20 protein-coding genes are annotated in these 18,636 nt (G+C 36.7%); all 20 read left to right on the top strand.

The annotated features are described in order from the left end of the window. The first annotated feature begins 145 nt into the window (after window positions 1–145). The 20 genes from MUN88_RS20385 (at window position 146) to MUN88_RS20290 (ending at window position 18,630) form a co-directional block, all read left to right on the top strand. Window positions 146–907 carry an alpha/beta fold hydrolase gene (locus tag MUN88_RS20385; protein WP_244718771.1) on the top strand — a complete coding sequence of 254 codons (762 nt, stop codon included), beginning with the start codon at window positions 146–148 and terminating at the stop codon, window positions 905–907. After that, window positions 904–1,149 (top strand): COX15/CtaA family protein, encoded by a 246-nt coding sequence (locus tag MUN88_RS20380; protein ID WP_369809907.1) that lies wholly within the window; start codon window positions 904–906, stop codon window positions 1,147–1,149. Before MUN88_RS20385 ends, MUN88_RS20380 begins: the two co-directional genes overlap by 4 nt. A 153-nt stretch (window positions 1,150–1,302) precedes the next feature. Next, window positions 1,303–1,518 (top strand): hypothetical protein, encoded by a 216-nt coding sequence (locus MUN88_RS20375; RefSeq protein ID WP_244718769.1) that lies wholly within the window; start codon window positions 1,303–1,305, stop codon window positions 1,516–1,518. A 231-nt stretch (window positions 1,519–1,749) separates the two neighbouring features. Then, on the top strand, window positions 1,750–1,932 hold the full coding sequence (locus MUN88_RS20370) for a hypothetical protein (RefSeq protein WP_244718767.1): 183 nt from the start codon (window positions 1,750–1,752) through the stop codon (window positions 1,930–1,932). 434 nt (window positions 1,933–2,366) lie between these two features. Continuing rightward, the gene (locus tag MUN88_RS20365; RefSeq protein ID WP_244718765.1) at window positions 2,367–2,771 is read left to right on the top strand and encodes a hypothetical protein; all 405 of its coding nucleotides are present in this window, start codon (window positions 2,367–2,369) and stop codon (window positions 2,769–2,771) included. A gap of 164 nt (window positions 2,772–2,935) precedes the next feature. Then, window positions 2,936–3,469 (top strand): RNA polymerase sigma factor, encoded by a 534-nt coding sequence (locus MUN88_RS20360; protein ID WP_244718763.1) that lies wholly within the window; start codon window positions 2,936–2,938, stop codon window positions 3,467–3,469. Beyond that, window positions 3,459–3,626 (top strand): YvrJ family protein, encoded by a 168-nt coding sequence (locus tag MUN88_RS20355; protein WP_369809906.1) that lies wholly within the window; start codon window positions 3,459–3,461, stop codon window positions 3,624–3,626. Before MUN88_RS20360 ends, MUN88_RS20355 begins: the two co-directional genes overlap by 11 nt. A gap of 28 nt (window positions 3,627–3,654) precedes the next feature. Beyond that, on the top strand, window positions 3,655–3,825 hold the full coding sequence (locus MUN88_RS20350) for a hypothetical protein (RefSeq protein WP_244718761.1): 171 nt from the start codon (window positions 3,655–3,657) through the stop codon (window positions 3,823–3,825). A 317-nt stretch (window positions 3,826–4,142) separates the two neighbouring features. Continuing rightward, window positions 4,143–4,535 carry a hypothetical protein gene (locus tag MUN88_RS20345; protein ID WP_244718758.1) on the top strand — a complete coding sequence of 131 codons (393 nt, stop codon included), beginning with the start codon at window positions 4,143–4,145 and terminating at the stop codon, window positions 4,533–4,535. Between the two features lie 78 nt (window positions 4,536–4,613). Continuing rightward, a complete protein-coding gene (locus MUN88_RS20340; RefSeq protein ID WP_244718756.1) occupies window positions 4,614–4,769 on the top strand; it encodes a hypothetical protein in 156 nt (51 codons plus the stop codon). After that, window positions 4,739–5,017 carry a hypothetical protein gene (locus tag MUN88_RS20335; protein WP_244718753.1) on the top strand — a complete coding sequence of 93 codons (279 nt, stop codon included), beginning with the start codon at window positions 4,739–4,741 and terminating at the stop codon, window positions 5,015–5,017. Before MUN88_RS20340 ends, MUN88_RS20335 begins: the two co-directional genes overlap by 31 nt. A 1,400-nt stretch (window positions 5,018–6,417) precedes the next feature. Then, window positions 6,418–7,365: a bile acid:sodium symporter family protein gene (locus tag MUN88_RS20330; RefSeq protein ID WP_244718751.1), complete on the top strand. Its 948-nt coding sequence runs from the start codon at window positions 6,418–6,420 to the stop codon at window positions 7,363–7,365. A 795-nt stretch (window positions 7,366–8,160) separates the two neighbouring features. Continuing rightward, window positions 8,161–9,195, top strand: coding sequence for an ABC transporter permease (locus MUN88_RS20325; protein ID WP_369809905.1), 1,035 nt, complete (start codon window positions 8,161–8,163; stop codon window positions 9,193–9,195). A gap of 20 nt (window positions 9,196–9,215) precedes the next feature. Next, complete coding sequence (locus MUN88_RS20320) at window positions 9,216–10,100, top strand: carbohydrate ABC transporter permease (RefSeq protein WP_244724656.1); 885 nt, start codon at window positions 9,216–9,218, stop codon at window positions 10,098–10,100. Window positions 10,101–10,147: 47 nt separating this feature from the next. Then, complete coding sequence (locus tag MUN88_RS20315) at window positions 10,148–11,836, top strand: ABC transporter substrate-binding protein (RefSeq protein WP_244718748.1); 1,689 nt, start codon at window positions 10,148–10,150, stop codon at window positions 11,834–11,836. A gap of 75 nt (window positions 11,837–11,911) precedes the next feature. After that, on the top strand, window positions 11,912–12,799 hold the full coding sequence (locus MUN88_RS20310; protein WP_244718745.1) for an ROK family protein: 888 nt from the start codon (window positions 11,912–11,914) through the stop codon (window positions 12,797–12,799). Between the two features lie 397 nt (window positions 12,800–13,196). Continuing rightward, a complete protein-coding gene (locus MUN88_RS20305) occupies window positions 13,197–14,627 on the top strand; it encodes an ABC transporter substrate-binding protein (RefSeq protein WP_244718742.1) in 1,431 nt (476 codons plus the stop codon). 79 nt (window positions 14,628–14,706) lie between these two features. Beyond that, window positions 14,707–15,648: a carbohydrate ABC transporter permease gene (locus MUN88_RS20300; protein WP_244718740.1), complete on the top strand. Its 942-nt coding sequence runs from the start codon at window positions 14,707–14,709 to the stop codon at window positions 15,646–15,648. A gap of 21 nt (window positions 15,649–15,669) precedes the next feature. After that, complete coding sequence (locus tag MUN88_RS20295; protein WP_244718738.1) at window positions 15,670–16,500, top strand: carbohydrate ABC transporter permease; 831 nt, start codon at window positions 15,670–15,672, stop codon at window positions 16,498–16,500. 102 nt (window positions 16,501–16,602) lie between these two features. Beyond that, window positions 16,603–18,630: a beta-galactosidase gene (locus MUN88_RS20290; RefSeq protein ID WP_244718736.1), complete on the top strand. Its 2,028-nt coding sequence runs from the start codon at window positions 16,603–16,605 to the stop codon at window positions 18,628–18,630. Window positions 18,631–18,636 lie beyond the last annotated feature (6 nt).

Raw genomic sequence — 18,636 nt, 5'->3', positions numbered from 1 at the left:
AGCAATGAAAATATGTAACAGTATAGAAAATATAATGAGATACTCCTAAAAAAATCAAGAAAGGAAAATCGTTCTTTAATTTCAAATTAGCAGTAGAATATCTAAACTCCACTGCTTAATTGAAATTTGGAATGATTCGGTTTTAATGATGAAAAAATTTCTCAACAAAAAAGCGTTATTTATTTCGTTTATCACTTTAGGTATAGTAGTAATCTTGAGCTTGTCTTTATTTTTTATATGGACTCAAAATACATATAGTGCGATAGATGCTCATCAAATCGAAATAGAGGAAGTCAAGAATTCAGAGGATGGATGGTATATCTATACAGCGGTAAATGCTGATAAAGGTTTAATACTCTATCCTGGTGCAAAAGTTGAACCTGAAGCGTATGCCTATTTAGCACAAGAGTTATCAAAGCAAAATATTACAGTAGCTATACCCTCCGTTAGATTAAATTTGCCAATTTTAGATGTTTTAAAAGCAAATGAAGTTATAGAGAATGATAATCGAATTGAATGGTATATTGCTGGTCATTCAATGGGAGGAGCAGCAGCAGCTATGTATGCAGATCAATATTTAAACAGAGTAAACGGGCTAATATTACTTGGTGCATATGCACCAAATAATGATATTTTGAGTGAATCTAACTTACCCGTTTTATCGATAAGCGGATCTGAGGATGGCCTAAGTACACCTGAAAAAATTAAAAAAAACAGCACGAATTTACCACAAAGAACTAAATTCATTGAAATATCCGGTGGTAACCATGCTTATTTTGGTGTATATGGTAGTCAGTCCGGTGACAATGAAGCTCAGATCACAGTTAGTGAACAACAAGCAATCATCATAGATTCAATTGTTAATTGGTTGGATAATGTTCATGACACTAGTCAAGGTGAAACATGAAAATACTAAAAGCCTATTCAATGTTAACAACAATTATTGTGCTATTTGTCCTTTTACAAGGTGCCGTTGTCACCAAAACAGGATCTGGTCAAGGATGCGGAACGACATGGCCGCTTTGCTTTGGAAAGGTCATTCCATATAATCCAACGCTAGAAACTATTATTGAGTACACCCATAGGTTAATATCCAGCGTTGCAGGGATATTGGTTTTAATAACCGATCTAAACTTAATATGTACGTAAAGCGTGGTATTGCTCCTGAACCTGATGTTATTATAAGTGGAACGAAATTTTGGCATGTTAAAACATGTGAAGCGTTTCTGAAGAAACAGTTAGTAAATCAATATACTACAACGGATACAAATAGTTATATGTAATAATAGGAGTGCCAATTTATTGAAAGCAATAAAAGATCGATTTAAGATACAAACGTTTTTTGAAGAAGGAATGCAATTAAGATTGATACATGTATTCGATCGTTTACTAGGGAAATCGTTTGTGTTCCATATGGATGAAGTAGAGTTAATAAACAATAGTAAATTACACCCTTTGAAAAAACATCTTCAAAAAAGAATGCATTTTATTCGTGCAGGAGCTTATGATGTGGAGTAGTTTATTGTCTATATAAGCTTGTGTGTTGCATTGAGACTGAGGATTGTCCATCTTATTAAACCAAAATGCAACTGAGAGCTTTGTAGCAACACAATAATTGTTTATAATAAATAAGGTGGGTATATATTTAGTGATCGACATCTTTTTTTATCATACGCTGGAAGATAATCAAGGGGGCTTATCATCCTTTCCCTTTGATTCTCTTTTTTCTTTTTTATAGGAGGTGTTACAATGACCCAAAACTTAGTAAGGTTTCTCTTGTTTTTTCTACTTGGTACAGTAATTAGTTTGACCGTCCTATATCTTTTTGGATATCTTTCCTTCGTAACAGGATTAATAGATATTATTTTAACTGCTTTCACTGGATGGGGCTATACTAAATTAATGGAGCTAGAAGAGAAAGCAAAACAATAAACCTTCTATAATTAAGTAAATTAACAATTTTGTGTTTAATGACGGAACAACAGGGGTATAGGTTTACTGATATTATCCAATATCTCTCTTACGGAAGAGAATCGAGGTTTTACTCACCCCTCGGTTCTCTTTTGTTTTTTAATTTATGATATACATTGAATAGGTGGAAAGTTTTTGGTTGGAAGGGTAATAATAAGGAACATGAAAAATAATTACGTCATTCTTTGGGGTTGTCTAAAGGTCTACTCATCATTCGTTAGTTAGCTAAAATCGCTAACTAACGAGCTAATGGCATCTCGCTTCCCTCTAAAACAATCGATAACAACAAACTGTAGATTGATGGCCAACTATAAAAAAGCGTATAGTTAGCCATAAATCAACATTTTGTAAGTTCCTGTTTGTTTCTTAACGAGTGAACGACAACGGGAAAACCTTTGAAAGTAAATACAGGGAAGAATGGAGAAAACAGGTGCAAGCACAACAGTGGTACTGGTATTACATTAGACAATGACTCTACTGTTCAAAGCTACCTTAATGATTGGGTAGGTAATGCCGTAGATATGGCAAGTGTAATTAGAACTAACTATGAAGCGAGAAAGGGACGAGTATTGCCAATTGGAACTCGTTCACTGGCACTAGAAATTGTCGCACATGTTAGAGGTCATCAAATTTTTAATATTCTAGAAAGTAACAGTTGGGCTGTACCAAGTGAATTTGAGGGATATGTATCAAGTTTGAATGATCGTGCGGAAGAAACGCATTCAGGCGCTTATGGCAATGATAGAGCTTTTTATGCTTGGTTAATCGACCTTAATGTAGATGGTATTTTGTTTGGTTAATAATTAAATAAGATCTACCAATAGGTAGATCTTATTGACATATTGGACTTTATTGTTTATCAAATAACGGTATATTTATTGTTGAGATTCTTTTTTATAATAGAGTCTTTAATTTTTTAAGCTCCCACCGAACTTACATTCGCAGTGATAGGAGGAGATCCAAGGTGAATTATGCAACAGCTATATTGGAGAGTTCCAACCCTATTGTAAAAAACTTTGTAAATAATCCTGAATTCAAAAACGTAGTAAACGGTTTCCTTATTAACCCCTGTGAGGATAACTTGAATGAGATCAATCTGGCTTTTAAAAAATATTTCTTAAAAATAAAATCTATTGCTTATTTTTCGAAAATAACTTTCTTTGAAGTTCAACGTTTGGACAAGAATATCCGATCCATTAATGAAAAATCCCCTCTTATATTAGATGCACCCATAAAGAATGATAGTAGTATGACATTAAAAGATACTGCAATTGCAGAAAAAACACAAAACTTAAAAAATGAATGTAATATAGATATTGAATTTGACAAAGCTTGGAATAATTTAACGAAAAAACAACAGGTAATTATTTATTATCACTACTTTGAAGGGTACAAGGATCTAGAAATTGCTAGCATAATGAAAGTATCACCGCAAGCGATTTCAAAGTCCAAAAAGCAAGGATTAAAAAAATTGAGGATGGTGTTAGATGATGGATGATACAAGTATCACAAACCTTATATCAAATGTAGGGTTTCCCATTGTCATCACGCTTTATTTATTATACCGATTTGAAATGAGGTTAAAAAAATTAGAAGATGCTATTTGGCAACTCGGAATAGAAATCAAAGGAGGAATCAAATCAAAAAATGAATAAGGAAAGAATTAGTTAGGAAATAATTGAAATGTTGGAACCGTTAATAAATAAAGCACTGTATCAAGTGTCGCTCCAAAATAGGAATGATGTAAGGCAAGAGATTCATTATAAAATTATTAAAAAAGTTTATGATGAGGAGATGGAAGAATTACCAGGATTAATTGATATATTAAAACAGAAAGATTGGCGAAGCGTATAAGGTCATTATTTGTTCCTTCTATGAATAATAAATGATGAATGTGCTAAAAATCTCAAATTCTTAACAGAATTTGAGATTTTTATATTTGGATATCCTTAACGTTTTAAAGCTGTTTTTGCAGACAGGCCCCCACATGTTCTCTACCGGACGTTGAAAGATCTGGTTACAAAACATACTCTATTGTGGCTGTGTTTCTTTTTTATCAGTCTCGCGTTTATTGCTCAATTTGAAATTATCAATTGTAATTGAATTCATTATACTTTAAAATAACTACTAAATGTTATTTTATGGTTATTGCAATGTTAGGAGGGACTGCGGTGAATGAAGCTATAAAATATGTGTTTTTTACATTGAGTTTATTAGTAGGAATAATTTGCAGCGTGTTAGCGTTTGTTCACTTGTTTATAGCTGGTTCTTCTCAAAGTATTCCTGTTTCAACGAATGATTTGCTATATATACATAGTACCTCAATATTATCACTTCTTTTTATAATAATTGCAGTAAAAGGATTTAAAATTAAAATAGTAAATATAATCATATCCATACTTTATTTATTGCCTGTCATTTTTTATATAGGTGTTTATGTTAATATAATTAATAATTCATATAGTGATGAGTATAGCTGGAACATCACAATCTTAATGATGGTTATATATAACATATTTATTACTGTGTTTTCGTTTCTATTAATTTTAAATAAAAAAAATTAATTTAATGGTTGTTATTTTTTATTTTTTTCTCCTTTATCATAGTGTAACAAATTTTAAAAATAAAGGAGATGTTTTCTTATGGCTTATGTTTCAACTTATTACAAAGGTGATACTATTTCTGTCGAGTATTGGTCAACTAGTAATCCAGGTATTACTTTACTGTTCTTAATTACTTGGACAATGATTTATCAGAAGCTGTTGATATGGCAGATGTCATTAAAGTTAATTATCTAACTCGTCAAGGTCAACCTTTACCTATTTCAACTAATTCTTTAGCTTTAGAAATTGTAGCACATGTGAAAGGATTTGAAATTTCTGCAGCAGCTGCATATTTGGGTCTTGCTCTAAACGTGAAATTTGGGCAAGAAACAGTAGAAAATTACTTAGAAAGAGCTGCTGAAACTCATTCAGGTGCATATGATAATGACCGCAATTTCTATGATTTTCTTGACAGTGTCGGAGTAGATGCTGTGTTGTTTTAATAATACGAGTCTCTTAGTAAATGATCTTTATTGTTTTAACGAGATGATCTTAACGTTGTAAATACGCATTTTCCTGACTTGTGACTTGATCCCTGTGTGGACATATGAACGTTCATAAGCCATAAAACACCCATTTACGAACGCCTTTAAGTGGGGAACAAGGTGGATTTCCCAAGCGTTTGTAAATGTATAGATTTACGGAAGACCTAATTTTCTTGTATTCCTTAACGTAGGAAATATCAGCATTCTTTGTGTCGAATTTTGCTTAGCGTATGTTTTCCGCTTTTTGTTGGTAAGACCCCAGACAGAGCCTGTGGTTTTAAAAAGACGCAAATGAAATAAAACCCTTCTAAAGTGGATTATCTTTAGAAGGGTTTTTTATTATTCACAAGTGTTAGAGGCTAAGCGTCTTTTGAGATTAGGAAAATCTAACATACCGTATACCAAAGAAAATACAGCTACAAATGTTATAAAATCAAGGTACACTATATCAAGATTTAAAACGCCTGTTATTTCTATTACCCATTGGACAAAAAGAGCTAAGATCATTGATAAGGTGAGGTATAAAAAGTCAGATTTTTTAAAAATAGCGATCACCTCCTTTATATTAACCTATTACATCACACACTTTTTCGGTAACGTTATTCATATCACCAACGAACAATGAGAAAGCACCAGAAGAAATAGCAAACATCATCCAAGAATCTACAACATTTGATAAAATATCAGAATCCTACACTTTTGATGAAAAGAAAGCAACTTCCTTAGGCTTAGAAAAAAACAAGCAACTCAGATTGATACATACTTAGAAAATTTATCTGCAAAGGAAGCTACAGATTTAAATGAGCAAGGGGAAATAGGAACGAAAGCTATACCTGTTTTAATTGTTTGGGCTGCAAAAGTTTTAGCTGCAGCAGGACTTGGTTGGTTAGCTAAAAAGTTGTATGATTATGGTGCAGAAAAATTCTGTGAACACTATTGCCATCACTGGCGAGGCGCAAAATGCTACCACCATTGCAAAAATAATTGAAGACACAGTAATCTTCGTTCTACTTAACATAAACATCTCCCCTCCTATTATATTTCTCTTACACCATTATTATACAATTTACACATGAAATTGAAATCGTTTTCTGGATTTTTTTGTAAATGGGGTAACGTTAATACTTCTATAAACCTCTATACCTTTAATATGTTTATTATTGTTTAAATAGTCTGAAAGCGATTTTGTAATTACCTTCCATCTTTTTTTTGACTTTAATTGTGATAAATTTTGCTGATTAAGAATTTTTACGTTATATTTTAAGTTTAAGCTTCGAGAAAAAAATCACTTAAAAGCATTTAAAATATTCTGATAATATAATATAATCTTTGAATACGCATCTTAGAGGGGGAGTACCATGAAAGTTTTACAAAAAATCAGTAGTTTTGCAGGAAACACTTTTGCTGTTTGGGTTGTACTTTTTGCCATTTTATCTTTTCTTGCACCTTCAGGGTTTACCTGGCTGGCAGAATTTATCACACCATTGTTAGGTATCATTATGTTTGGCATGGGGTTAACATTGTCAGCGGATGATTTTAAAGAGGCGTTTAAGCGTCCGAAAGAGGTAGCGATTGGTGTGGCTGGACAATTTGTAATAATGCCACTACTCGCATTCGCACTTGTATCGATATTTCCTGTTTCAACAGAAGTAGCGGTAGGTGTCATTTTAGTTGGTTGTTGTCCTGGCGGGACTTCTTCGAATGTCATGACTTATTTATCAAAAGGCGACACAGCATTGTCCGTTTCGATTACCGCGGTATCTACCATACTGGCACCTGTTCTGACACCGGCACTGATTTATCTTTTTGCCAGCCAGTGGTTAGAAGTATCTGCAGGATCTTTATTTGTATCGATCGTACAAATTGTGTTAGTACCGATCTTGCTAGGGTTGCTTGTAAAAGCATTATTAAAGGAAAAGGTAGAAGCAGGGATAAAAGCTATTCCGTTAGTATCCGTGATTGGGATAGTAGCCATTGTTGCAGCAGTAGTCAGTGTAAATCAAGAACAAATTGCTGAAACGGGACTATTTATTTTCTTGCTAGTTGTTCTTCATAATACACTAGGTTATTTAGTGGGTTATGGGCTTGGAAAAGTAATGAGAATGGAACCGAAACAACAAAAGGCAGTCTCCATAGAAGTAGGTATGCAAAACTCAGGGCTTGGAGCCTCACTCGCTGCCGCACATTTCAATCCATTGTCAGCCGTACCAAGTGCGATCTTTAGCGTATGGCATAATATCTCAGGACCGATTATCGCAACGATTTTTCGGAAGTTGCAGGAGAAGGAAGAGAACAGAAATAAATAAACTGCTTATCACGATAAAATAGTTTTGAGACAGAAGTCTGCTGTGATAGCAGGCTTTTGTTTTTTTATAGGAAAAATACAATAGCAGAAACGAAGTAAGGGTTCTTATAATACGGATTATGTAAACTTAGTTAGTGGTAATCTTGAAATGATTCATGTGCTAGGAGATCGCTCCGGCCAACCACTCCGCGTCCTGCGGGGAACGGCTGAAGCTAACTTTGTGAAGAAAGGCGCTTCACAAAGTGGATCTTCAGCACCTGCACGTCCCGCGGGAGTCTACGTGGTTGGCCTACGCTAATGTAAAGGTGCTACAACTTATACAAGAGCTAGCACATTGAGAGTAATTATATTTGCCATGATGGTATTCGAATTCTTTATAACAATATGCCTAGCACCACTGCTTTTAGCTGTTTCATTCATTGTAGCACTTCCTTAAGCTCCGGAAATATGCCCCACAGGACGCGGAGCATATTTCCGGAGCTTAGTTAAGCACATGAAATCTATCAAAATGACCACTAAGCTGCTAGTTTACATAATCCGTATTATAGGTAGCTATAATTTATACTTAAGTAAGGACTGGGCAGAGTTACGTATGGTATTTTTTTAGTATTGAAGCGGCATCTATAAAAGGGTACAATAATTTTTGTATGCTCGTAAAATGGGTAAATTCAAAGACCTCTCCTTTTTACATGATTTTACCTCTCCTTTTTTATGTTTTTAGGGAAAGCGTTTTCTTATATAATAAAAACAGAAAGAAAAAACGCTTTCAAAGGTTGAGAGGTAAGGAGAGAGAAATATGGGCCAAGTTGATAGTGTGCAAGATACACAACAGAATCTACCTGAATCAAACTCGCCTTTAAAGACGCAGGTTAAACCAGGGCTTTTCTCCAAAAATAAGAAGAAAGCACCTAAGCCACCTGTTCATGGGGGATTTTGGAAAAGGTTAAGTAAGCAAAAGGCGTTATTATGTATGTCGATACCTTTTGTTGCATGGTTAATTATCTTTAAGTACATTCCAGTGGCAGGCTGGATGATGGCTTTTCAAGATTATAAGCCACAGTTTGGCTTGTTTGATCAGGAATGGGTAGGGCTGAAACACTTTAAAGATTTATTTAATGAACCGATGTTCTACCGTGCGTTGGAAAATACGTTAGGAATGGGAATTTTAGGTCTCGTCTTCGGAACGCTTTCAGCAATTGCTTTTGCTTTGTTTCTAAATGAATTGCGTTTTGTTGCTTTGAAGAAGTGGACACAAACGATCTCGTATTTACCCCACTTTGTTTCCTGGGTAATTGTAGCAAACATCGTGATTACCATGCTTTCAACAGATGGGTTTATCAATAACTTTTTAGAAGGAGTTGGACTTATTGATAATCCGATTAATTTCATGGCAGAACCAGGGTTGTTCTGGGGAATTGTAACCGCTACCGATGTATGGAAGGAAACCGGTTGGAATGCAATTATTTATTTAGCCGCGATGGCCGGGGTAGATCCACAGCTATATGAAGCAGCAAAAGTCGATGGCGCGAGCAGACTTCGTCAAATGTGGCATATTACGTTGCCAAGTATCCGATCTGTCATTATTGTACTTCTCATTTTAAACATTGGTAACTTAATTAATATTGGTTTTGAGAAGCAGATGCTACTCGGTAATAATATCGTTTATGAGAAATCGATAGTCATTGACTTATACGCATTAGATTACGGGATCGGGATGTTCCGCTATTCATTTGGTACAGCGATCGGGATATTTAAGTCCGTTGTCAGTGTGATTTTGATCCTGATTTGTAACGGTATTGCAAAACGAATTGGTGAAGGTAGAGTGTTCTAGAAGAGAGGAGAGAACCAATGATGAAAAAAAAGAAATGGACACCTTTTGATATTATCTTAACTTTCTTCATGTTAATTGTAGTTGTTGTCACATTGTATCCGTTTTTAAATATTTTAGCGATTTCATTTAATGATGCGGTTGATACTGCCAGAGGTGGCATTCATATTTGGCCAAGAGAATTTACGTTAGCCAATTATCAAGAGATTTTCGGAAGTAATGACCGGTTACTGCAAGCATTTACTATGTCAGTGTTAAGAACAGTAGTGGGTACAGTAGCAGGTATTATTGCGAGTACGATGCTAGCATATGTGTTAAGCAGAAGAGATTTTGTCTTTAATGGTTTAGTTGGTTTCTTGTTGGTCTTAACAATGTTCATCAGTGGTGGGTTAATTCCTGAGTATTTATTAATCCGTAAATTAGGGTTAATTAATGAATTTGGTGTTTATATTTGGCCAATGTTATTGTCAGCATTCAATGTTATAATCATCCGCTCTTTTATGGATAATTTACCTCCAGCATTAGAAGAATCTGCAAAAATGGACGGTGCGAATGACTTTGTTATTTTTCTGAGAATTATAATTCCGTTGTGCTTGCCGGTTATTGCAACTATCGCACTGTTCCTGGCAGTTATGCAATGGAACAGCTGGTTTGATACGTATTTATATGCAAGAGGTAATGAAGCGCTGACTACGTTGCAATTTGAATTGATGAAGATCATTGACAATGCCAATATATCGAGTGGTGATATCAATAATCAAAATGCCCAGGTAATAGCGGGTCAAACAAGTCCACAATCAATTAAAATGGCAATTACCATTATTGCCACAGTTCCTATTTTAGCCGTATATCCATTCTTACAGAAATACTTTGTAACCGGTTTAACGATAGGTGCTGTAAAAAGCTAGGTATTAATGAAAATTAATATATATTTATTAAAATGGAGGGGAAAGACATGACGAGAAAGTTATCTTTCTTATGGTTATCTGTAGTATTTATCCTTTCTGCACTATTTTTGGCCGCTTGCAGTGATGATCAGGACACAAGCAGCACGGATAGTGATAATGGCGAAGAAAGTGATGGTGGAAGTGAAGAACCGGTAACATTATCGTTCTTCAGTGCAGATGGTGTAGAGAAGTCCTTTGATGATCCAGTAGCCCAAAAGATTACAGAGAAAACGGGTGTGAAATTGGAGTTGGACTATCCGGTTGGCGGAAACGATGAAGCAATTCCTTTGATGATTGCCAGTGGAGACTATCCAGATTTAATTTTTGCGAAAGGTGATATCGGAAAGCTGATTGAAGCTGGCGGTGTCATAAAATTAGATGAGCTAATTGAGGAAAAAGGTGACAATCTGAAAGCGATGTATGGTGATCAGATTGATCGACTGCGCAGATCTTTGGATGACCCTAGTATCTACACTGTAGGGACTAATGGGGTAGAAACTGCTTTTTGGGAAACAAGTGGTACATTCCAGGTTCAACTGGATGTTTTGCGTGAACTTGGTTATCCTGAAATTACTACATTAGATGAGTTAGAAGCGGCATTGACAGAATACTATGAAAAGTATCCAGAAATTGATGGTCAGAAAACACTTCCATTATCATTGTTAGGTAGTGACTGGCGTTGGTTGATCACAGTTGGGAACCCAGCAGGATTTGCCGCAGGCCTTCAGGACGATGGTCAATGGGCTGTAAATGATGAAACAGGTGAAACTACTTATAAGTTCTTATTACCTGAATTTAAAGAGTATTTTAAATGGTTGAATGGTATGAATGATAAAGGACTTTTAGATCCAGAATCATTTACCCATACGTATGATACGTATATTTCGAAAATATCTTCTGGTCGTGTATTATCTGTCGCTGATCAAAACTGGAACTTTGCAGATGCAGATAAAGCGCTGATTGCAGATGGTAAAGAATGGAGAACCTATGCGCCACTTCCAGTAACAATCAGTGAAGAACAGACTTCAAAAGCCTTAAAAGATTATGGATTTTCTGGGGGATGGGGTATAGCCATTTCATCTACAAGTGAACATCAAGAAAAAGCATTCGAGTTCTTAGACTGGATGGCTTCTGAGGAAGCACAAATTCTTGTTAACTGGGGTGTTGAAGGCGAAAATTATGACATTGTTGATGGTAAACGTGTCATGCAGGAAGATGATCTGGAACGTATGCAAAGCGATGCTGATTACGGAAAAGAAACTGGTGTAGGATTCTATGTATATCCATTCCCTCAATGGGGTAATGGTGCGGTTGATTCAAATGGTCAATCAATTACACCGAATACCGAGCAACAAATTATCGATAATTTTACAGAGACCGAAAACGAAGTGTTAGCAGAATACGGTATGGAAAACTGGGTGGATTGGTTCCCGCCAACAGAAGAACTTGGAATTTCTAATCACGGAGCCGCGTACAATTTTACGATCGAATCAGGCAGTGATCTAGAAATCATCCAGCAAAAAGCGGACGATTTAACACAACAAAGAATTACACAGGCAATTCTTGGTGATCCGGCAGACTTTGATGCAACATGGGATGCGATGATTCAAGAATTAGAAGATATGAATATTGAGCAAGCAAACGAAGCAATGACGGAAAAAACAAAAAATACAATGGAGCTTTGGGGTACGAACTAACAGTGTATCGAAGCCTGGTACCACAATGTGGTTTCAGGCTTCCTCTATGATATAAAGGCAGTGGGAAGTGATTACGTGAGGAATGAATTATACCTTTGTTTTGACATAGGTGGAACGAATGTCAAATATGGAGTGTTAGACAGAGAAGGAACCTTCCTTTTTCAAGATAAATATCCGACGAATCGGCAGGATATGGCAGCTTTTGTGGATGATTTCTCGAACACCGTTCATACTTTATCGCAAAGTTATCAACTTACAAAAATTGGCATCAGTTTTCCTGGGTTTATTAACCCAACTACTGGATTTGCCCAATATGCCGGTGCATTTGAGCAGTTACATGGGACAAATATTGTGGAATTACTATCGAAAAACGTGAATATCCCAATTGTGATAGAAAATGATGCCAACTGTGCGACATTGGCAGAAAAAATTGCAGGTAATGCGGTGAATAGTGATCATTTTATCTGTATTACCATTGGTACAGGTATTGGTGGTGGTATCTTTGTAAATGGTGGGCTTGTGAATGGATATGGCTTTAAGGCAGGCGAATTTGGTTTGATGATTGTTAATGGCATGGAGAATGGTTATCACAATATGCATGAAATTGCTTCGACCAGTTCATTTATTCAACAATACAAACAGATCAAACAATTATCAGATGATGTGCATGTAGAGGGCGATGAAGTGTTTCAATCAGCAAAACAGGATCCTAAAGTGAATGCCATGCTTCAAAAATGGTTTCAATATGTAAGCTTTGGGATTTTCAACCTGGCTGCAACTTTGAATCCGGAAAAAATCTTAATCGGTGGTGCGATCAGTGAGCGTCCAGATCTGTATGAACGACTAGAGAAAACGTTGATGACCATCCCTTCCTGGACGGATATTGAAGCGGCATTAGTTCCCTGTAAACATCATAATGAAGCAGGAATGTTGGGTGCGCTGTACAAATGCTTGAAATCATAAGAAACGTTTCCTGAAATCACCATTCGAAAGAAGGAAACGTTTCGCGATTTCAGTGTGGATTTATAATGATTTTACCGGTGGTGCAGAGATGCTGGCGTGGATAACATATATTCCTCCGTTCCATTAGTGAAAAAATGCCAAAACTTTTGTGGAATACCAGGACTTTTGACAACTTTTGTTCAATTTCGACATATTTTCGAGCGAATAATATGTATACGCTTGAAATTAACGATATAAGATGATAGTATAACAGTATGTTCGACGAACGAACAAAGTAATGAGTAAAAAGAAACCGGTTTCCTTTTACTGCTTGTTTGAATATTGGAAGTTGCTAGCTAATATTCTGTTTTTTTGATTTGGTTATATATTTTTCACTAAAAATGGGAGGATGAAAACCATGTTTAAAACTTTATCTAAAATAATGGTATTACTACTTGTTACATTAGGTCTACTTGCAGCATGCAGTTCAGGAGAAAGCAATGATCCTGACAAAACGACATTAACTTTTTGGAATCGTTTACCCGAATTGACGACACAGTTTGAAGATTTTATCGCTACATTTGAAGAAGAACATCCTGACATTCAAATTGATATGCAAACGTTAGGTGCATCAGGTAATCAACAATATCAGACAGCTATCAAAAATAATGAATTACCGGATATTTTTGTTACAGCCAATGTTACTTCACTACAGAACTTAGTGGACCAAGACTTGTTACACAATTTAAATGATGTGGTCACACCCGAAGTGAAGGAGGAATTCTATCCAGGGGTGTGGAGTGAGAACTTTACCACGATTGGTGAAGATATTTACCAGCTTCCACTTAACTCTGGGAAAAGTTCTATTTTGATGTATTATAACAAGGATGTATTGAAAGAATATGGTATTTCAGAAGAACAAATTCCGTCTACTTGGGATGAGATGCTCGAAGTAGGTAAAGACATCTATGATCAATCAGGCGGAGGCGTTTACGGCTTGATTATGGGGGCAGAAGCAAATTGGTTATCCGATATGACGATAAATCAGATGGCCACCAATATAACCCCGGATGTTCATCCATCGATTGATGTTGCTCGTCAACTAAACTATAAAACTGGTAATCCTGATTTTTTGAATGATGGCAATGTGGAAACAATAGAATATTTAAAAACGTTAATGGACGAGAACGTGCTTTCTCCATCAAGCGTGGAGTATAACGAATCGACAGCAATTGCTAACTTTGCAGCAGGTAAATCTGCCTTCTATTTTGATGGAAACTGGGCAGGTTCAGTGATCATGAATGACGAAGAAGGACCAGGGTTCGAGAATTGGGGTGTCGCACCAATGCCGACGAAAGATGGTGGCGCCTATTACAGTGACATGGTTGCGAAAGAAGGTTTAATGGTATCGAATAATACTGAGCATTGGGAAGAGGTGCAGACTTTCTTAAGCTATTTCATTGAAAATGGATATCAGGATGTCATTGTCGAATCTGGTGCACATGAACCACCAATGGATCTAGAAGTAAGCGATCCTCCATTTGAACAATACAACAAAATCAACGAAATAAATGGTGAAAATAGTATTGCAACACCTAGCATTTATGAAAAAAACAGCGATACAATAGGGTTTATTCAAGATTATCAAGGTGGTTTGTCCTATAGTACAGGATCGATCCTGGCAGGTTATCTGCAAGGAGAAGTAAGCGATCCTAGTGCGGAACTGGAAAAAGCACAGGAAGAAGCGCAAAATGTATTTGATGAAAATCTCGAAAAATATGAAAATGTAAACCAATCTGATTTTGTATTTGATGATTGGGTGCCGTTTGAGCCATACACAACCGAATAGATTGTGACATTCTAACAACCTAATAGGACGAGCTTCATAATGAAAACCTCGTCCTATTTTTTAAGAAGGGAGAATAAAAATGGCTGATAAAACAGGCAACTTATCTAAAACGAAACGAAACAGACAAATATGGGCATATATCTTCATATTACCGCAGGCAATTGTATTTCTCGTCTTATCCTTATATCCGATTATTATGAGTTATGTGTATTCATTTTATTCATGGGATGGCGCAAGCCCTTTAACAAACTTTATCGGGTTTGAAAATTATGTTGAATTGTTTCAAACAACGAGGTTCTGGGGGGCGTTAGTAACCACTATTATTTATATGGTAGGGACAACAGCTTTAGGTGTAGGTGCTTCACTTATTCTGGCGATAATTTTGAATGCCAATAATATGAAAGGTAAAGCTTTCTATCGAACCATTTATTTTATTCCAGTCGTAGCTACAACTGCTATTATCGGTGTCATTATGAAAAACATATTTGGGATAGATGGTTCGGTTAATCAATTTTTGCAAACAATTGGTATAGCTGATAAACCAGTATCTTGGTTGAATTCCTCAACCTTAGCGATGCTAATGCTGATTTTAGTAGGTACCTGGAAAAACCTAGGAATTAATATGATTTATTGGTTGTCCGGTTTACAATCAGTTCCTACTGACCTGTATGAATCGGCACAATTAGACGGTGCGGGATTCTGGCAAACATTGTTTCATATAACGTTACCATTATTGAAACCAATACTAGTTGTTATTTTACTACTCTCCGTTGTTAGCGGTATGAATGCCTTTGATTTAGTTAAAACGTTTACCAACGGTAATCCATACCATACCACAGAAACATTAGATCTCTATGTATTTAACTATGCATTTGGCGGTGGTCTGACTGGATCAACGACAAGAATGGGATATGCATCAGCTGCAGGTGTTATGTTAGGTATGTTTACCTTATTGATTAGTGGAATATTCGGACTAATCTCGATGTATACGCAACGCAAATTGAAAAAAGAGGCAAACTAACAAGGAAAGGAGAAGTAAAATATGATTATTACTAGTAAAATTGTAAAATACATCATCCATTTTATTTTAATATTAATTGGGTTTATATGGATCTTTCCGTTTATCTGGATGGTTCTCGGTTCCTTTAAATCAAATACAGACTTTATTGTTTCGGGTAATCCGATCCCAGAGGAGTTTAATTGGGATAATTATACGAGAGCATGGGTGGATGCCAATTTTAGTGGGTATTTTGTTAATACAGTCATTATGACGGTAGCCACTGTTGCGATTGTCGTTTTATTATGCGCGTTAACAGGATATGCACTTGGAAGAGTAGACTTCCCAGGTAAAAAAGTTATTTTGGGTATCGTTGTTGGTATTATGTTTATTCCGAAGGGTTATACAATCATTCCTTTATATGAATTAGTCGATCAGTTAGGCTTAACAAACTCATTATTTGGAATTATTTTAGCAGAGTCCTCAGGGGCACATACATTATTTGTGCTTTTATTTACGTCCTATTTCGCAACGCTTCCGAAAGAAATGGAAGAAGCAGCAATTATGGATGGCTGTGGCTTTGTCAGAACGTTTTTTAGTGTTATGCTACCATTAGCGAAACCAATTATTGCAACAACTGTCATCATGCAGTTTATCTGGACCTGGAGTTCGTTCTTAGTACCAACCGTGTTAACGATATCCAAGCCAGAACTAAGAACATTAGCAGTTGGAATGCAGAACTTCGTCGGCCAGCACTCAACTGATTGGGCAGGGATGGCTGCAGGCGCAACGATTTCTTTATTACCAGTGTTGATAGTGTTTATATTAATGCAGCGATACTTTATCGAAGGTGTTGCGGGAGCAGTGAAGCAATAGTGGATTGTATTTGTATATAAAGTATTGGATGGATTCGAGATGCGCAATCCTTATTCATCCTTGCTTTTATAATATTTTAATATGGTTGGAGGAGGCTACAAAATGATTAATGAAAAACTTCCGAAAATATGGTATGGCGGAGATTATAACCCAGAGCAATGGGAGGATGCCACCGCCGAAGAAGACATAAGAATGTTTAAATTGGCTGGAATTGATGTAGCAACCGTGAATGTATTTTCTTGGGCTTTGATTCAACCAGATGAGACGACCTATAATTTTGATGGATTAGACAAAATAATTAATCGCTTATATGACAATGGTGTTTATGTTTGCTTGGCAACGAGCACCGGAGCTCATCCGGCATGGATGGCAAAGCGTTATCCGGATGTTCGCAGAGTTGATTTTGAAGGCAGAAAGCGACAGTTTGGCGGTAGACACAATTCCTGTCCGAACAGTCCAACCTACAGAAAGTATGCCGAGCGAATCGCTGACAAATTAGCCGAACGATATAAGGATCATCCAGCGGTATTAATATGGCATGTTTCGAATGAATATGGCGGGTATTGTTATTGCGATAATTGCCAAAAAGGATTTCGTGTCTGGCTAAAAGAGCGATACGGAAATTTGGAAGCGGTTAATGAAGCTTGGAATACCCGTTTTTGGGGACATACTTTCTACGAGTGGGATGAAATTGTGGCGCCGAGCGGCCTAAGTGAAGAATGGCAAGGTGGTCAAAATACTAATTTCCAAGGCATTTCATTAGATTATCGCAGATTCCAGTCTGATAGTTTACTAGATGTATATAAATTGGAACGAGATGCATTGAAAAAGCATACACCATCGCTGCCGATAACAACAAACCTGATGGGTCTATACCCAGAGCTGGATTATTTTAAATGGGGAAAAGAGCTGGATGTCGTCTCGTGGGACAACTATCCATCGTTTGATACACCAATGAGTTTGACTGCTATGACCCACGACTTAATGCGTGGTCTCAAAAGCGGACAGCCTTTTATGCTAATGGAACAAACACCAAGCCAGCAAAATTGGCAGCCGTATAATGCCTTGAAGCGTCCGAATGTGATGCGACAATGGAGCTACCAGGCTGTAGCACACGGTGCTGATACCATTATGTTTTTCCAACTTCGCCGTTCAAGAGGTGCTACGGAAAAATTCCATGGGGCGGTAATTGAACATGTTGGACATGAACATACACGTGTTTTCCGCGAATCAGCTCAATTAGGTGAAGAATTGATCCAGCTAGAAGATCAATTGCTGGATAGTCGTGTACCAGCTCGTGTAGGAATTGTCTTTGACTGGGAGAATCGCTGGGCGATCGACCTTTCCAGTGGTCCGTCTGCTGCATTGGATTATGTCAAGGAAGTGCATAAATATTATGATGCCTTCTATCAGCGTAATATTCCAGTAGATATGATCGGTGCAGATGAAGATTTAGAAAAATATGATATCATCATTGCACCAGTTCTCTATATGGTTAAAGAAGGACATGCTGACCGGATTAAACAATTTACCAAAAATGGCGGCACATTCGTGACAACATTCTTTAGTGGTATTGTAAATGAAAACGATCTCGTTACACTTGGAGGGTACCCTGGTGAGCTTAGAGACTTGGTCGGTATCTGGGCAGAGGAAATTGATGCGCTTGATCCGTCACACTTTAATGAAATAGTGATGAATGATTCGTTTGGTGCTTTATCTGGCGAATACAAGTGTAACATCCTGTTTGATTTAATACATGCTGAGGGGGCAGAGGTGCTGGCTACATATGGCTCTGACTTTTATCAAGGCATGCCAGTCTTAACGAAGAATCAATATGGTACAGGAAATGCCTATTACATTGCATCAAGTCCAGAGCAATCCTTTGTCCAAGACTTTATCGACACCATCACCGCTGAAAAAGGGATCAAAGGTGTCATGACATCTGCGCCAGGAGTAGAAGTAGCAATTCGTGAGAAAAACGAACAACCGCTAATATTTGTGATGAACCATAATAATGAAACGGCTACATTTGATACAGGTGATGATGAATGGACGGATATCCTGACTGGCGAAAGCTATCAAGGAGTCACTGAAATAAATGCAAAAGATACACTGCTTTTAAAAAAATAGAGATGT

Origin of the sequence: Gracilibacillus caseinilyticus (assembly GCF_022919115.1) — a bacterium.
In the GTDB taxonomy this organism is placed as follows: Bacteria; Bacillota; Bacilli; order Bacillales; family Amphibacillaceae; genus Gracilibacillus; species Gracilibacillus caseinilyticus.
The sequence above is the reverse complement of the archived record's forward strand: the minus strand, read 5'-3'. Positions and strand labels throughout refer to the sequence as shown.

Coding starts and splice junctions, on each gene's coding strand:
- MUN88_RS20385 (WP_244718771.1), top strand. CDS start 146: ATGATGAAAAAATTTCTCAACAAAAAAGCGTTATTTATTTCGTTTATC.
- MUN88_RS20380 (WP_369809907.1), top strand. CDS start 904: ATGAAAATACTAAAAGCCTATTCAATGTTAACAACAATTATTGTGCTA.
- MUN88_RS20370 (WP_244718767.1), top strand. CDS start 1,750: ATGACCCAAAACTTAGTAAGGTTTCTCTTGTTTTTTCTACTTGGTACA.
- MUN88_RS20355 (WP_369809906.1), top strand. CDS start 3,459: ATGATGGATGATACAAGTATCACAAACCTTATATCAAATGTAGGGTTT.
- MUN88_RS20350 (WP_244718761.1), top strand. CDS start 3,655: ATGTTGGAACCGTTAATAAATAAAGCACTGTATCAAGTGTCGCTCCAA.
- MUN88_RS20340 (WP_244718756.1), top strand. CDS start 4,614: ATGGCTTATGTTTCAACTTATTACAAAGGTGATACTATTTCTGTCGAG.
- MUN88_RS20335 (WP_244718753.1), top strand. CDS start 4,739: ATGGCAGATGTCATTAAAGTTAATTATCTAACTCGTCAAGGTCAACCT.
- MUN88_RS20330 (WP_244718751.1), top strand. CDS start 6,418: ATGAAAGTTTTACAAAAAATCAGTAGTTTTGCAGGAAACACTTTTGCT.
- MUN88_RS20325 (WP_369809905.1), top strand. CDS start 8,161: ATGGGCCAAGTTGATAGTGTGCAAGATACACAACAGAATCTACCTGAA.
- MUN88_RS20320 (WP_244724656.1), top strand. CDS start 9,216: ATGAAAAAAAAGAAATGGACACCTTTTGATATTATCTTAACTTTCTTC.
- MUN88_RS20315 (WP_244718748.1), top strand. CDS start 10,148: ATGACGAGAAAGTTATCTTTCTTATGGTTATCTGTAGTATTTATCCTT.
- MUN88_RS20305 (WP_244718742.1), top strand. CDS start 13,197: ATGTTTAAAACTTTATCTAAAATAATGGTATTACTACTTGTTACATTA.
- MUN88_RS20300 (WP_244718740.1), top strand. CDS start 14,707: ATGGCTGATAAAACAGGCAACTTATCTAAAACGAAACGAAACAGACAA.
- MUN88_RS20295 (WP_244718738.1), top strand. CDS start 15,670: ATGATTATTACTAGTAAAATTGTAAAATACATCATCCATTTTATTTTA.
- MUN88_RS20290 (WP_244718736.1), top strand. CDS start 16,603: ATGATTAATGAAAAACTTCCGAAAATATGGTATGGCGGAGATTATAAC.